The sequence below is a fragment of the Streptomyces sp. NPDC006261 genome, from assembly GCF_040613515.1.
GTDB lineage: Bacteria > Actinomycetota > Actinomycetes > Streptomycetales > Streptomycetaceae > Streptomyces.
The window spans coordinates 14,868-29,437 of record NZ_JBEXSI010000071.1 but is presented as its reverse complement, the minus strand read 5'-3'; the positions used below and the strand labels follow the sequence as shown (position 1 = coordinate 29,437).

Below are 14,570 nucleotides of genomic sequence, written 5' to 3'. Positions count from 1 at the left end.
TCGGCGACCCAGTAGCGGTGGAAGCCGCGGCTCTCGGCGAGCTTCGCGATCTCGACGCCGGTGCGCAGGGCCTGGGTCGCGGTGCGTCCCTGGCCATGACACTCTCCACGGCACTGCCCGCCACGTCGCCGACCCGGTCGGCGGCCGCGTGCGCCTGGTGGGCGACGGCGTCGGAGGCATGTCCGGTGGCGTGTCGGGTGCGGTAGGCGAGGGACGGCTTGCCGTGGGTGTCCGCAGCGGCGATGAGGAGCCCGCCGAGCAGGGACGCGTTCTTGAAGAAATGAATCCGCTGCGCCGCGCGCTTCTCCGGGTCCTCGATCGTCCAGTACCGGTGGGCGGCCAGGGTCGTCGGCACCAAGGTCACGGCGAGAGCCGCTGAGGCCAGTCGCGGTGCGCGTCCCAGGGCGAGCAGGAGGCCGGCGCCGAGCTGGACCGCGCCGTTGAGGCGGATCAGGCTCTCGGGATCTTCCGGCAACAGAGACGTGCGCCGCGTCAGCGTCGGGGAGACGCGATCGGTCACGGGTTCAGCTGCGGGAACCAGGGGCGCGGGGTCGCGCACCGCGTTGTATCCGCCACTGACGAACATCGAGGCCAGCAGGGGCCGGGCGACTTTACGCAGAACAGTCATGACGGTCGGCTGCCCCGCCACGCGGAGAAGCACACGCGTCCACGTCCGTCGTCCGTCGTTCGGCGGCAGTTCGCAGGGAGCCGCCCCCTCCCGGTGCCACCTGGCGCCACTTGGCGCCACTTGGCGCCAAAGAGTGAGTGCTATGGCGTCATGTGGTGCCGCTCGGTGTCGCGCGGTGCCATTTGGTCCCCCTCCAGGGTGTACGGAAGTGCTGGAGGCCGCCGTATCCCGGGGTAGCCCCGGGTCGCCCTCTCGGCGTTTCTCCAGGTCATGCGGTTGAGCATCGTAATCACTCCGGGTGCACGCCATGAGGGCTTGCCTGTGGCGCCATTTTGATGCCATCATGGCGTCATGGATCTCACCCCCTATGTCGACTCCCTCCGCCGTGAACTCGCGGTGGCCGCCGAAGCCGGTGGCGATGAAGCCCGTGCGCTGGCGGAGAGGCTCACCGCCCCTCTGGAGTCGGCGACCAGGCTGACCATGCTTCATGTGCTCTCCGCCGCGATGGACGAGGTCACACGCGAACTCGCCCCCGGTTCGGTCGATGTGCGGCTGCGCGGGCTGGACCCCGACTTCGTGGTGACGCTGCCGCAGTCCGGCGACGGGGCCGCCCCGGACCCGACGGGGCCCGCCGAGCCGCTCAAGGCCCCGGCCGACGGTGACGAAGGCGCCGCCGCCCGGGTCAATCTGCGCCTGCCGGCCCAACTCAAGGCCCGCGCCGAGGAGGCAGCGGCCGGTGAAGGCCTGTCGGTCAACGCGTGGCTGGTGCGGGCGGTGACGTCCGCGGTCGACGGCGGCGCCCGGCCGCGTACGACGGAGAAGACCCGGACCGTCGGGCAGAGCTTCACGGGCTGGGTGCGCTAGGGGGATGTCTGGCAATCCCTAGCCGCCCCGGCTCCGTACCCCTGCGCTCCGTACCCCTTCACTACACCACGTCCCACCAGCGGGGACGTCTCCAGCACCCACGAGAACGGGACAGCCATGCCTTCTTTCGACACTCCCGAACCGATCTCGGTCACCGCGCATGTGGAGGCCGGCTCCATCCAGTTCACCGCGGGCGACGGCCCCGCCACCGTCGTGGACGTACGGCCCCGGGACCCGAAGCGGGACCAGGACGTGCGGACGGCCGGTCAGACCGGGGTCACGTACGCGGGCGGCACACTCGCCGTGAGGACACCCAAGCCCGGACTGCTCGGCCGCACCGGCACCGTCGATGTGGCGGTCGAACTGCCCGCGGGATCACGCGTCGAGGTGACCGGCGCCTGGCTCCAGGTGCTCGGCGAGGGCCGACTCGGCGAGGTCCGTGTGAAGACCTCCTCCGGCGATGTGCGTCTCGACACGACCGGTCCGCTGAAGCTGACCGCGTCGCACGGCTCGATCACCGTGGACCGGGTCGAGGGCGCGGCCGAGATCACCACCAGTTCCGGGAGCGTGCGCGTCGGCTTCGTGGAAGGCCCCGCCGTCCTGAAGAATTCGCACGGCACCACGAGCGTCGAGGCGGCCAGGGGTGACCTGCGGGTGAGTGGCGCCAATGGCGACATCGTCATCGCGCGCGCCGAGGCCTCGGTCACCGCCACCACCGCCAACGGCACCCTTCGTGTCGCGGAAGTGGCCTGCGGGACGGTGCAGTTGGAGACCTCCTACGGTGCCATCGAGGTCGGCGTCCGCGAGGGCACGGCCGCCTGGCTCGACGTCAGCTCGGGCTCCGGCCAGGTGCGCAACACGCTGACAGTGTCGAAGGCCCCGGAGGAGAGCGCGGACACCGTCAGGATCCGCGCCCGCACCCGGCACGGCAACATCGACGTCCGCCGCGCCAAGCTCTGACCCGGCAGGAGTCACCTCTCGCTCACCGACCTTCTCCCCGCTACCGCCTCGGACTTCACCCGCCTTCGCAAGGGAGGGCCCTATGCCCATATCTGTCATGCCCACATCCAATCAGGCCGCCGGTCACCCGCCACCGGCCGCGGTCTCCGCCGTCGGTCTGCGCAAGACGTACGACGACCACACCGTCCTCGACGGCATAGATCTGCACATCCCGGCCGGATCGGTGTTCGCGCTGCTCGGCCCGAACGGCGCCGGCAAGACCACCGTCGTCAAGATCCTCTCCACGCTCATCACCGCCGACGGGGGACAGGCCCGGGTCGCCGGTCACGACATCGCCACGTCCCCGGACGGGGTGCGGGCCGCGATCGGCGTCACCGGGCAGTTCTCCGCCGTCGACGGGCTGATCACCGGCGAGGAGAACATGCTCCTTATGGCGGACCTGCAGCACCTGTCCAAGCGTGAGGGCCGACGGGTCGCCGCGGAACTGCTGGAGCGATTCGGTCTCACCGATGCCGCGAAAAAGCCGGCGCAGAGCTACTCCGGCGGGATGAAGCGCCGCCTCGACATCGCCATGACCCTCGTCGGCGAGCCGAGGATCATCTTCCTCGACGAGCCGACCACCGGCCTCGACCCGCGCTCCCGGCGCACCCTGTGGCAGATCATCCGCGACCTCGTGGCAGGAGGCACCACCGTCTTCCTCACCACCCAGTACCTGGAGGAGGCCGACCAGCTCGCCGACCGCATCGCCGTGCTCCACGACGGCAGGATCGCCGCCGAGGGCAGCGCGGAGGAGCTGAAACGGCTCATCCCCGGCGGGCACGTGCGCCTGCGCTTCTCCGACCCGGCCACGTACCGGCGCGCCGCCGCCGCGCTCCACGACGTCCCCCGGGACGAGGACGCGCTCGTCCTGCGGATCCCCGGCGACGGCAGCCAGCGCGCGCTGCGCGCGATCCTCGGCAGACTGGACGCGGCCTCCGTCGAGGCGGACGAACTGACCGTGCACACCCCCGATCTCGACGACGTGTTCTTCGCCCTGACCGGCACCACCGTGCCCAACCGGCCCGAGGAGACCACCCCATGAGCTCCCGCTCCCTCGCCCTACGCGATGCGTCCACGATGCTGCGCCGCAACCTCCTGCACGCGCGGCGCTATCCGTCCCTCACCCTGAACCTGCTGCTCACGCCGATCGTGCTGCTGTTGCTCTTCGTCTACATCTTCGGTGACGCGATGAGCTCGGTCATCGGCAGCGGCGGTCCGGACCGCTCCGCGTACATCGCGTACGTGGTCCCTGGCCTGCTGCTGATGACGATCGGCAGCACTGTGGTCGGGACCGCCGTGTCCGTCTCCAACGACATGACCGAGGGCATCATCGCCCGCTTCCGCACGATGGCTATCCACCGCCCCTCGGTGCTCGTCGGACACGTCGTCGGCAGCGTGCTGCAGTCGGTCCTCAGCGTGGTCCTCGTGGGCGTCGTCGCCGTGGCCATCGGCTTCCGCTCCACGGACGCGACCGCCCTGGAATGGCTGGCGGCGTTCGGCCTGCTCGTGCTCTTCGCCACGGCGCTCACCTGGATCGCGGTCGGCATGGGCCTGGTCAGCCCGAACGCCGAGGCCGCGAGCAACAACGCGATGCCGCTGATCCTGCTGCCTCTCCTCTCCAGCGCCTTCACCCCGGTCGACTCGATGCCCGGCTGGTTCCGTCCGATCGCCGAGTACCAGCCGTTCACGCCCGCCATCGAAACCCTGCGGGGCCTGCTGCTCGGCAGCGAGATCGGTGGCGACGGGTGGCTCGCCCTCGCATGGTGCGTGGGGCTCGCGGTGCTGGGCTACTTCTGGTCGGCCGCGAAGTTCGACGGCGACCCGAGGTGACGGCCACGGCGGCGCGGGCCAGGGGAGTGATCCCCGGCCCGCGCCGCCGTCCTCGGTGAGGCCTCAGCGTGCGATGGGTGTGCGCCGGGTACCGGTCGCGGTGGGCCCGCTGTTCGTCATGCGACGGTCCACTTCTGGTTGGCCGCGCCGGTGCAGGTCCACAACTGGGCGCGGGTTCCGTTGGCGGAGGAGTTGCCGGTGGCGTCGAGGCACTTGTCGGCCGGGATGGACACGATGTCGCGGGCGGTGGAGATGCCCCACCGCTGGGCGGCGGTGCCGTTGCAGTCCCAGAGCTGGACGACGGTGCCGTTGGCGGTGGCCCCGTCCTTGGCGTCGAGGCACTTGCCGAGGGCGCGCAGGGTGCCGTCGGAGCGCACGTCCCACTGCTGGGCGGCGGTGCCGTTGCAGTCGTAGAGCTGCACGGCGGTGCCGTTGGCGGAGCCGGCGCCCGCGACGTCGAGGCACTTTCCGCCGAGGCCCCGGATGGTCTTGGTGCCGGTCGGCGGGTTGGTGCTGTCGGTGTTCACGCGCACGTAGTCCACGACGAGCTGCTGCGGGAACCGGGTGGAACCGTCAGGGTCACCGGGCCAGTAGCCGCCGACCGCGAGGTTCAGGATCAGGAAGAAGGGCTTGTTGAAGACCCACTCCCGACCGCCGAGGTCGGAGGGGGTCCGGGTCTGGTAGACGTTGCCGTCCACCGACCACCGGATGGAGTCGGGGCTCCAGTCGATGGCGAAGGTGTGGAAGTCGTCCGCGAATGCCGCGCCGCCCGGCAGGGTGTAACCCGCTCCGATGCCGCCGGAACCGGAGTAGCCCGGTCCGTGCAGCGTGCCGTGCACGGTGCCCGGCTCGAAGCCGACGTTCTCCATGATGTCGATCTCTCCCGCGGCCGGCCAGCCCACGCTGCCCATGTTGTTGCCGAGCATCCAGAAGGCGGGCCAGATGCCCTGGCCGCGCGGGAGCTTCATGCGCGCTTCGACGCGCCCGTACTGGGCGGTGAACTTGCCGGCCGTGTTGAGACGGGCCGAGGTGTACTCGCACCGCCCGTACCAGCAATTGTAGTTGGCCGGGTTCTCCTTCTTCGCCGTGATCACGAGGTTGCCCTGGCCGTCGAGCGCGGCGTTGCTCGTGCCCGAGGTGTAGTACTGCCGCTCGTGGTTGTTGACGTTGTCACCGGTCTCCAGCTGCCACCTGGAGGTGTTGACGCCGGAACCGGCCGGGCCGTCGAAGTTCTCGTCGAAGGTCACCGCGGTGGGGGCGACGGTGCCGGAGGCCCGGGCCGGGGCGGCCTGCACGGTGGTGGGGGCGAGGGTCGCGAGACCGAGGCAGGCGGCCGCCGCCAGCCAGGTGAGGGATCGGTGGCGCCAGGGCGTGCGCATGGGGCATCACATCGCTTTCGTGGGGGTGTGAGGGGACAGACGTGGGGGATGGCATACACGACGTGTGCATGACAGGCGCTGACGGCCCTGAATGGACACGAAGTGAAGTGATGCGGGGAACGACGGAACGGAAGTGTTCAACAGTTGGCGATAACGATTTAAGGAGCGCGCCGCAGACCCGTCAAGACGTTCGTCTGGACCAATCCCCTTTACCGCAGGGCGAAGTCGCGGTGCCGCCAGGGCGGTCGAGCGCGGGGCGGCACGGCAACCGAGTCGTCTCCGCGGCCCTCGCGGGCCGTCGCGCCGACCCCGCTCGTGGCCCCGGAGGGGGACCCGACCAGTCGCTTTGTCTCCCTAGTAGAGAAAGTTGAGGCCAGGTACGTCAAAGGGCTTTCTGGTCCGCGGAAAAGCCATTACCTTCCTGCTCTGTACGAACGACAAGGCCTGAGTGCTCCTCCCTCCCCCCGGGGGCACCCATGCCTCCGGCGCGACGGCGCGCGCCTGTGCTCCAGACCTCACCCCGTCACCACACGGAGGATGCGCGTGCACAGGAGACTCACCCGACCCGTCGCGGCGCTGGCCTGCGCCTTGCTCGCCGCAGCTGGTGCCCTCACCGCCCAACAGAGGCCCGCCGCAGCGGCGCCCGAACCCGTGCCGAGGGTCGCTGCCGACGAGTTCCAGCAGGTCACCCTTGCCAAGGGGGTGGCCGAAACCGGCGAGCCCATGACGCTCGCCGTACTGCCCGACCGGTCCGTCCTGCACACCTCACGGGACGGCACCCTCCGCCTCACCGACGCCGCGGGCGCCACCAAGGCAGCGGGGAAACTGGACGTCTACTCGCACGACGAAGAGGGCCTCCAAGGCGTGGGCGTGGACCCCGGGTTCACCACCAACCGCTTCGTCTACCTCTACTACGCGCCGAAGCTGACCACTCCCTCCGGCGACGCCCCCGCGAACGGGTCCGCCGCGGACTTCGCCCCCTTCGACGGCGTCAACCGGCTCTCCCGCTTCGTCCTCAGAACCGACGGCACGCTCGACATCGCCAGCGAGAAGAAGGTCCTCGACGTCCCCGCGAGCCGCGGTCTGTGCTGCCACGTCGGCGGAGACATCGACTTCGACGCCCAGGGCAACCTGTACCTCTCCACCGGCGACGACACCAACCCCTTCGCCTCCGACGGCTACACCCCCATCGACGAGCGCCCGGGCCGCAACCCCGCGTACGACGCGCAGCGTTCCTCCGGCAACACCAACGACCTGCGCGGCAAGGTGCTGCGCATCAAGGTCGCCGCCGACGGGAGCTACACCATCCCGTCCGGCAACCTCTTCGCGCCCGGTACCGCGAGGACCAGGCCGGAGATCTACGCCATGGGCTTCCGCAACCCCTTCCGGATGAGCGTCGACAAGCCCACCGGCACCGTCTACCTCGGCGACTACGGCCCCGACGCGGGCACGGCGAACGCGGGACGTGGACCCGCCGGGCAGGTCGAGTTCAACCGCATCACCAAGGCCGGCAACTACGGCTGGCCCTACTGCGTCGGCAACAACAGCCCCTACGTGGACTACAACTTCGCCACCTCCACCTCGGGCGCCGCCTTCTCCTGCGCCGCACCGAAGAACACCTCGCCGAACAACACCGGTCTGACCGACCTGCCCCCGGCCCAGCCGGCCTGGATACCGTACGACGGGGGCTCGGTCCCCGAGTTCGGCAACGGCTCGGAGTCCCCGATGGGCGGGCCCGTCTACCGCTACGACGCGGCCTCGGCCTCCACGGTCAAGTTCCCGCAGAGCTTCGACGGCGACTACTTCGCCGGGGAGTTCGGCCGCAAGTGGATCAAGCGCATCGAGCAGGGCTCCGACGGCACCGTACAGTCGATCAACGCCTTCCCCTGGCAGGGCACCCAGGTCATGGACATGGCCTTCGGCCCGGACGGCGCGCTGTACGTCCTCGACTACGGCACCGGCTACTTCAACGGAGACGCCAACAGCGCGGTCTACCGGATCGAGTACGTCACCGGCGGACGCGCCCCGCTCGCCAAGGCCACCGCGAACCGCACCTCGGGCCTGGCCCCGCTCCCGGTGACGTTCTCCTCGGCCGGCACGTCCGACCCCGACGGCGACCCGCTCACGTACGCCTGGAAGTTCGGTGACGGGGGTACCTCCACGGCCGCGAACCCCTCACACACCTACACCGCCAACGGCCGCTACACCGCCGAACTGACCGTCTCCGACGGCACCGGCAGCACCGCCACTGCCTCCGTCGTCATCACCGTCGGCAACACCGCACCCACCGTCACCCTCGATCTGCCCGCGGACGGCTCCATCATCGACCCAGGCGCGGCCGTCCCCTTCAAGGTCACCGTCACGGACCCCGAGGACGGCACGATCGACTGTTCCCGGGTGAAGGTCACCTTCATCATCGGTCACGACAGCCACGGCCACCCGCAGACCTCCGCAACGGGCTGCTCCGGCACCGTACAGACCATCGCCGACGGTGAGCACGACCCCAACGCGAACATCTTCGGCGTCTGGGACGCCGAGTACACCGACAGGGGGGCGAACGGACAGCCGGCCCTGACCACGCACGACCAGAACATCAGCCAGGGCAGCAGACGCCAGGCCGAGCACTTCGGCGGCTCCGCCGGCATCACGATCGTCGACAAGGCCACGGCGAACGGCGGCAGGACGGTCGGCCACATCGACAACAACGACTGGATCTCCTTCACCCCGTACCTCCTCGGCAACGCCACCAAGCTGACCGCCCGGGTCTCCTCCGGCGGTGCGGGAGGCACGCTGGAGGTACGGGCCGGCTCACCCACCGGCGCCCTGCTCGGCTCGGCCGCGGTCCCCGTCACCGGCGGCTGGGACACGTTTCAGGACGTGAGCGCGGACCTGACCAACCGTCCGGCAGGCACCACCACGCTCCACCTCGTCTTCAAGGGCGGCAGCGGCTCCCTCTTCGACCTCGACGACTTCACCTTCACCACCACCGGGGCCGCCGTACCCGGTCGCGACCTCAAGGGAATCGGCGGCAAGTGCGCGGAAGCCGCCGGCGGGGCGAGCGCGGACGGGACACAGATCCAGTTGTGGACGTGCAACCGGACGGCCGCCCAGAAGTGGACGGCGGGTACGGACGACACGCTGCGGGCGCTGGGTAAGTGCCTGGACGTGAGCGGTGCCGGTACGGCCGACGGTACGAAGATCCAGTTGTACGGGTGCAATGGGACGGGCGCCCAGAAGTGGGTGGCACAGGTCGACGGAACGTTGAAGAACCCGTCCTCCGGCAAGTGCCTGGACGCTTCCGGAGCGTCCTCGGCGGACGGCACCAAGCTCCACCTGTGGACCTGCCACACCGGCGCCAACCAGAAGTGGAGCCTGTCATGAACCGACGACTCACCCGTCTCGCCTGCTGGGCCGCCTGCGGCCTGCTCGCCGCCGCCCTGCCCACGGGGGTCTCCACGGCCTCGGCACCGAGCAAGGATGCGCCCGTCCGCGCGTCGGCGGCCGCCGACCCCGTGTACGACGTGCTGGTCTTCTCCAAGACCGCCGGTTTCCGCCACGACTCCATCCCGGCGGGCATCACCGCTCTGCGCCAACTGGGCGCCGCCAACAACTTCACCGTCACGGCGACCGAGGACGCGGCCGCCTTCACCCCAGCGAACCTCACCGGCTACGAGGCGGTGGTGTTCCTCTCGACCACCGGCGACGTCCTCAACGCCTCGCAGCAGACCGCCTTCGAGGGGTACATCGAGGCAGGCGGCGGCTACGTCGGCATCCACGCCGCGGCCGACACCGAGTACGACTGGACCTGGTACGGCGGCCTGGCCGGCGCCCTGTTCAAGTCCCACCCGCACATCCAGCCGGCCACCGTCAAGGTGGAGGACCGCGCCCACGACGCCACCGCCCACCTCGGCCCCACCTGGCAGCGGACCGACGAGTGGTACGACTACCGCACCAACCCGCGGAGCACGGCCCGCGTCCTGGCCTCGCTCGACGAGTCCACCTACAGCGGCGGCACCATGGGCGGCGACCACCCCATCGCCTGGTGCAAGGACTACCGGGGCGGGCGCGCCTTCTACACGGGCGGCGGTCACACCGAAGGCTCCTACACCGACCCCGCCTTCCGCCGGCACCTGCTCGGCGGCATCCGCTGGGCCGCGGAGATGACGGAGGCCGACTGCCGCCCGGAGACCGGCTACACGACGCTCTTCGGCTCTTCGGGCACCACCGGCTGGAAGCAGGCCGGCCCGGGCTCCTTCACGCACGCGAACGCCACCCTCACCTCCCAGGGCGGTCTGGGTCTGTACTGGTACCAGGCCAAGGAGTACACGTCGTACTCCCTGAAGCTCGACTGGCGTCAGAGCGGGGACGACAACAGCGGTGTCTTCGTGGGCTTTCCGGCCTCCGACGACCCGTGGTCGGCCGTGAACAACGGCTACGAGATCCAGATCGACGCGACCGACACCCCCGACCGCACCACCGGTTCCGTCTACGGCTTCAAGTCCGCCGACCTGGCGGCCCGGGACGCCGCCCTGAACCCGCCGGGGGAGTGGAACACGTATGAGATCCGGGTCGAGGGCGAGCGCCTCCAGCTCTTCCTCAACGGCCGCAGGATCAACGACTTCACCAACACCGACCCCGCCCGCAGCCTCCAGCAGGGGCACATCGGCCTGCAGAACCACGGAGAAGGCGACGACGTGTCCTTCCGCAACATCCGCATCAAGGAGCTCGGCGTCGCGCCCGGGCCCGGAGAGGGTGCGGTCACCGGCATCGGCGGGAAGTGTGTCGACGCGGCCGGCGGGTCGAGCGCGGACGGCACACAGATCCAGCTATGGACATGCAACCAGTCGGCAGGCCAGAGGTGGTCGGTGGGCTCGGACGACACGCTGCGGGCGCTGGGCAAGTGCCTGGACGTGAGCGGTGCCGGTACGGCCGACGGTACGAAGATCCAGCTGTACGGGTGCAATGGCACGGGCGCCCAGAAATGGTCGCCACAGCCCGACGGAACGTTGAAGAACCCGTCCTCCGGCAAGTGCCTGGACGCTTCCGGAGTCTCCTCGGCGGACGGCACCAAGCTCCACCTGTGGACCTGCCACACCGGCGCCAACCAGAAGTGGGTTCTCCCCGGCTGAGCGACCCTCTCGACTCCGGGGTCGCCGCGGGAGGCGGTGACCCCGGAACCGGCCGCCACACGGGGCCGGTGACGGCGGCGGGGCGCAACGCCGAAACGCGCCGCCGCCGTTCTTCGCCCGGTGATCCCGGCCTCATAGGTCCACGTGCTGGTCATCTGCACATGCGCGCTTCATCTCCTCTGTGAGTAAAAGGAGTTGAGGCAGGCTCGTTGACAGCTCTCCATCACGGCAGGATTCCGAGGGCGCTCTCACGTTCCTCGACGCCGAAACTCACCACCTCGGCCCGGATCACCCCGACATCCTCACCAGCCGCAACGACCTCGCCGGCGCCCTGCGCGCGGCTGCCCGGAGCCAACGGTGGCGAAGGCCATGACGGCGCCCTTGGTCCCAACCGGCCCGCTGACCACGCCCGAGCTTGGACGCGGCGGTGACATCAAGCCTGCGCGAGCCCGCGATCACCCGGCGTGGAGGTGCAGGAGGTCAACGGCGGGGCCAGGTCTACCCACACGTCCGGAACCACCCCGCACCCGTCGCCGCCGAACGCCAATCCCACCGCCGCCCGCCCCGGACCACGCGCTGGCCGCGACGGGGCTGACCAACGCCGAAGGTGAGGCACTGTCCTTCTCTCCCCACGACTTTCGAAGGATCTTCGTCACCGACGCCATCATGAACGGACTGCCCCCGCACATTGCCCGGGTCATCCGCGGTCACAAGAGCATCGACACCACGATCGGATACACGGCGGTCTACCCTGCCGAGACGACCGAGGCCGACCGGGCGTTCATGGCCCGCCGACGGGCCTCCCATCCCGGCGAGGAGTACCGCATTCCGACAGAGGAGGAGTGGGACGCCTTCCTCGCCCACTTCGAGAAGCGGAAGGTGTCCATCGGCACCTGCGCACGCGCCTTCGGATCCCCTGCATCCATGAGCACGCTTGTGTCAGATGCTCGCTCCTCCGACCAGATCCGGCCCAACGGGAACGGCTTGCCGAGATCCACGACAATTTCATCGCCCGTATCGCCGAAGCCGGGGGCGAAGGCTGGCTCGGGGACGTTGTGGGGCTCATGGTCAGCCTCGCTGGAGCAGAGGCCCAACTCGCCCGAGCTCGACAGCCGGCCCCCCCATCCACCTGGGCATGCCAGACCTCGCCGCATCGTCTCTGACACCATCACCTGGCCAGGACCGACCAATGAGAAGGGCTGAGGCGATGCACGACCTTGCTGGTCAGCGCCAGCCCGGATTGTCGTTCGGCAGGAACGTTCCGAACAGCGACTCATAGGCGTCGTCCTCCCCTTCGTCGCCGAGCAGCACATGATCGGGCTCGGTTCTCGCAACCGCTTCCCGGAGCTTTGGGACCAGTTCTGCTGTGGACGTCACGTCGAGAGACAAGGCGTCGGCCAGGCGGGCGCGATGCTCATCGATGTCGGGCTCGTACTCCGCAAGGTCCCGTTCGAGGTGCCCTGCCGCAATCCGCATGGCCTCCACATCGCCGCCGCCCGAGAACTTCAGGCAGTCGTGCCAGCAGGGAAGACCGATGATGATCTCCAAGGCCGCTGTCAGGTCGTCAGCTATCAGGCCGGCCTGCCCCTCGGAGCTGGCATACACCACGGTCTGTCGGCCGCCGGGTTCGCCGCACAGGAAGTACGTCCCACCAGCAGCATCACCAGCGAAACCCTTCAGTGGAGCGCCCGAGGACAGGCGGATGTCCTCTTCGTGATCACCGCGCGAGATGTCGAAGTCGAAGGCGCCTTCAAGGAGCTTGGAAACATCCGGATTGCTCCGGATCAGGTCGAGTACATGATCGGCTGAAGTCACGGCGGGGACGATAACAAGTGGGGCTGACATGGTCGACGCCCTCTCTCGGCTTCGTCCCACCGGCGAGGATCAGCCGATCATTGTCCGGTCCGGAAGCCTGTCCAAGCGCCCGGCACCTCCGGAGCCACAAGCCTGAGCCTGCTCGTCGGCCGGCCTCAGTACCAGCCGGGTGTCTTGGATACGACGTCGTACGCGCAAAGAGGAACCGCCGGCGAACCGGCTGCCTGACCCGAAGTGGCTCGCACTGGTGAGGGGCGTGGGCAACTTCCTCAAGGTCCGTCTCCCGGTCCGTCTGGACGACGGATGCATGGTGGTCTACCTGGCCCGGGTCTACCTCCAGGCAGCCGTGATCGACGACTTCGTGCAGCGGATCCACAACGACGACCTGGCCGGCCACCGCTTGAGGGCCTGCTGTGCAATGCCATCGGCCCCTGGGGCGAGGGCGTTCTGCGCGCCCCCGTCGCCCTCGGCGGCCGACGGATCAACGAGGACCTCTCGGTCCGCCGCGGCGAGGTTCTGAAGTCCCCAGACCCCCCTGCTCAGCATGGTACTGAGTGAGACCTGGCCCGCCGCGTTCGTCCTCGGCGACCGCTTCCCCCGCTCGCCGTCAAGCTGAGGGGTTGGCAGGGGAAGGCGTTGGGCGTTCTGCAGGCACGGCAAGGACCCGCCGTGCACCCGGCTGATCGAAGTGCGGAGAGGCGTGTTCGCCTCCTGCGGCCAGGAAGCATTCCTATTCACCGCGGCCTACACGTCGCCGGGATCGACGACGCCACCGACGCGGCGCCCGAGCACTCGCGCACTCGGACACCGAAACGTCATGCGCTTCGACACCTAGTCAGCCGGAACCGAGCCGTACACAGCCGAGGATCCCGGGCGGCAGAGCCAAATTCGTGGTGCCAGCACCTCCGAAATCGCGAACTCAGGCGCTTTGACGCGTGCGGAGACCGGTCGGCGGCCTGTCGAAGGGCTGGGGGAACGGTGTCCTCGGCGCGGGTCCCTGTCACTCGCAGGGGTAGCTGGTGATGCGGACGGTGTACGCCGAGGAGACCCAGCCGGTGCTCACCTTGCGGAAGCCGTTGGTGGTGGACGCCGACGCGAGGATCGTGGCGCCGTTGGCGTAGGACCCGACGACCGAGTAGCTGGTGCCGGGACCGCTGCGGATCAGCAGACCTCCGCCGGCGTTGACCCTGTAGTAGCACTGGGTGGCGAGGGCACCGGCCGGCGCGAGCTCCACGGCCGCGCCCGTCGTGCGGGCGGGTGCGGCGGCCTGGGCCGTGAGACCGCCGCCGAGGAGCGCGGCGGCGGACAGGGCCGCCACGGCAGCCGTGCGGGCGACGGAGCGACGGGGTGACATGGTGCGGCGAGCTGCTGTGACCGTCATGGAATCGATTCCCCTTGCGTCGTCGGTTCTGGGTGCGGAACAGGTACGTAGGAGCAGGCCCGGGTCGGCCGAGCGGTGTCACCCCTGGACGGACACCGGAGCCGCGCAATACGTTAGTGCCACCGGGGCGGTCAGCTGCCGGAAACGCGAGAACTCCCCAACCGGAACGGGGAAAGTTGCCCGTTCCGGTCGGGGAGTCCGTATGACGCTGAAGCCCCGGGGCGCCCCTTTCAGGGGCCCGGACGGCGTCAGCGCTTGGCGCGCGAGCTGGTGCGGCCGCACTTCTTCTGGTCCAGGACGACCTTGCGGGTACGCACGGTCCCCGGGGTCACCTCGATGCACTCGTCGTCGCGGCAGAACTCCAGCGACTGCTCGTCGGGCCGCGTGGCCGTCCACAGGTCGCCGCCTCCGGCCCGCAGATCGCCGGACCCTGTCGACAGGCCAACGCTCGTACGTTCGGTGTCCGCTTGTGGGTGCCAGGTGCCGGAACGCAGATCGAGAGGGCACGGCCATGGCACAAACGAAGTTCGACAAGCAGGTGGAGA

The 14,570-nt window shown here is 69.6% G+C and carries 9 protein-coding genes and 3 pseudogenes; 7 read left to right on the top strand and 5 right to left on the bottom strand.

What is annotated here, in order from left to right:
- Positions 1-97: 97 nt before the first annotated feature.
- Positions 98-628, bottom strand: a pseudogene (locus ABZ154_RS30930) (DoxX family protein); the annotation flags it as partial.
- 351 nt (positions 629-979) lie between these two features.
- On the opposite strand from ABZ154_RS30930, the gene ABZ154_RS30925 reads away from it, so the two are divergent.
- The 4 genes and pseudogenes from ABZ154_RS30925 to ABZ154_RS30910 all read left to right on the top strand — a co-directional run bounded on the left by ABZ154_RS30925 (position 980) and on the right by ABZ154_RS30910 (position 4,321).
- Positions 980-1,492 carry a toxin-antitoxin system HicB family antitoxin gene (locus tag ABZ154_RS30925; RefSeq protein ID WP_356837679.1) on the top strand — a complete coding sequence of 171 codons (513 nt, stop codon included), beginning with the start codon at positions 980-982 and terminating at the stop codon, positions 1,490-1,492.
- 90 nt (positions 1,493-1,582) lie between these two features.
- Positions 1,583-2,452 (top strand): annotated as a pseudogene (locus ABZ154_RS30920) (DUF4097 family beta strand repeat-containing protein); the annotation flags it as partial.
- A gap of 97 nt (positions 2,453-2,549) precedes the next feature.
- Positions 2,550-3,533, top strand: a complete 984-nt coding sequence (locus ABZ154_RS30915) for an ATP-binding cassette domain-containing protein (RefSeq protein WP_356837678.1) — start codon at positions 2,550-2,552, stop codon at positions 3,531-3,533.
- A complete protein-coding gene (locus tag ABZ154_RS30910) occupies positions 3,530-4,321 on the top strand; it encodes an ABC transporter permease (protein ID WP_356837677.1) in 792 nt (263 codons plus the stop codon). Before ABZ154_RS30915 ends, ABZ154_RS30910 begins: the two co-directional genes overlap by 4 nt.
- A gap of 116 nt (positions 4,322-4,437) precedes the next feature.
- On the opposite strand, the gene ABZ154_RS30905 is transcribed toward ABZ154_RS30910, so the two are convergent.
- Positions 4,438-5,700: a family 16 glycosylhydrolase gene (locus ABZ154_RS30905; RefSeq protein ID WP_356837676.1), complete on the bottom strand. Its 1,263-nt coding sequence runs from the start codon at positions 5,698-5,700 to the stop codon at positions 4,438-4,440.
- Positions 5,701-6,243: 543 nt separating this feature from the next.
- Here ABZ154_RS30905 and ABZ154_RS30900 point away from each other — a divergent pair.
- The 3 genes from ABZ154_RS30900 to ABZ154_RS30890 all read left to right on the top strand — a co-directional run bounded on the left by ABZ154_RS30900 (position 6,244) and on the right by ABZ154_RS30890 (position 12,032).
- Complete coding sequence (locus tag ABZ154_RS30900) at positions 6,244-9,081, top strand: PQQ-dependent sugar dehydrogenase (RefSeq protein ID WP_356837675.1); 2,838 nt, start codon at positions 6,244-6,246, stop codon at positions 9,079-9,081.
- Positions 9,078-10,829, top strand: coding sequence for a ThuA domain-containing protein (locus tag ABZ154_RS30895; protein ID WP_356837674.1), 1,752 nt, complete (start codon positions 9,078-9,080; stop codon positions 10,827-10,829). Before ABZ154_RS30900 ends, ABZ154_RS30895 begins: the two co-directional genes overlap by 4 nt.
- 369 nt (positions 10,830-11,198) lie before the next feature.
- On the top strand, positions 11,199-12,032 hold the full coding sequence (locus tag ABZ154_RS30890; RefSeq protein WP_356837680.1) for a site-specific integrase: 834 nt from the start codon (positions 11,199-11,201) through the stop codon (positions 12,030-12,032).
- A 21-nt stretch (positions 12,033-12,053) separates the two neighbouring features.
- Here the strand turns inward: ABZ154_RS30890 and ABZ154_RS30885 are convergent, their stop codons facing one another.
- The 3 genes and pseudogenes from ABZ154_RS30885 to ABZ154_RS30875 form a co-directional block, all read right to left on the bottom strand.
- Positions 12,054-12,644, bottom strand: coding sequence for a hypothetical protein (locus ABZ154_RS30885; protein ID WP_356837673.1), 591 nt, complete (start codon positions 12,642-12,644; stop codon positions 12,054-12,056).
- 1,000 nt (positions 12,645-13,644) lie between these two features.
- Positions 13,645-14,025, bottom strand: a complete 381-nt coding sequence (locus tag ABZ154_RS30880; RefSeq protein WP_356837672.1) for an SH3 domain-containing protein — start codon at positions 14,023-14,025, stop codon at positions 13,645-13,647.
- Positions 14,026-14,273: 248 nt separating this feature from the next.
- Positions 14,274-14,399: pseudogene (locus tag ABZ154_RS30875) on the bottom strand (hypothetical protein); the annotation flags it as partial.
- Between the last annotated feature and the right edge of the window lie 171 nt (positions 14,400-14,570).

What these genes read in the sequence shown, in the direction of transcription:
- ABZ154_RS30925 (WP_356837679.1), top strand. Translation starts at nt 980, where the DNA reads ATGGATCTCACCCCCTATGTCGACTCCCTCCGCCGTGAACTCGCGGTG.
- ABZ154_RS30915 (WP_356837678.1), top strand. Translation starts at nt 2,550, where the DNA reads ATGCCCACATCCAATCAGGCCGCCGGTCACCCGCCACCGGCCGCGGTC.
- ABZ154_RS30910 (WP_356837677.1), top strand. Translation starts at nt 3,530, where the DNA reads ATGAGCTCCCGCTCCCTCGCCCTACGCGATGCGTCCACGATGCTGCGC.
- ABZ154_RS30905 (WP_356837676.1), bottom strand. Translation starts at nt 5,700, where the DNA reads ATGCGCACGCCCTGGCGCCACCGATCCCTCACCTGGCTGGCGGCGGCC.
- ABZ154_RS30895 (WP_356837674.1), top strand. Translation starts at nt 9,078, where the DNA reads ATGAACCGACGACTCACCCGTCTCGCCTGCTGGGCCGCCTGCGGCCTG.
- ABZ154_RS30890 (WP_356837680.1), top strand. Translation starts at nt 11,199, where the DNA reads ATGACGGCGCCCTTGGTCCCAACCGGCCCGCTGACCACGCCCGAGCTT.
- ABZ154_RS30880 (WP_356837672.1), bottom strand. Translation starts at nt 14,025, where the DNA reads ATGACGGTCACAGCAGCTCGCCGCACCATGTCACCCCGTCGCTCCGTC.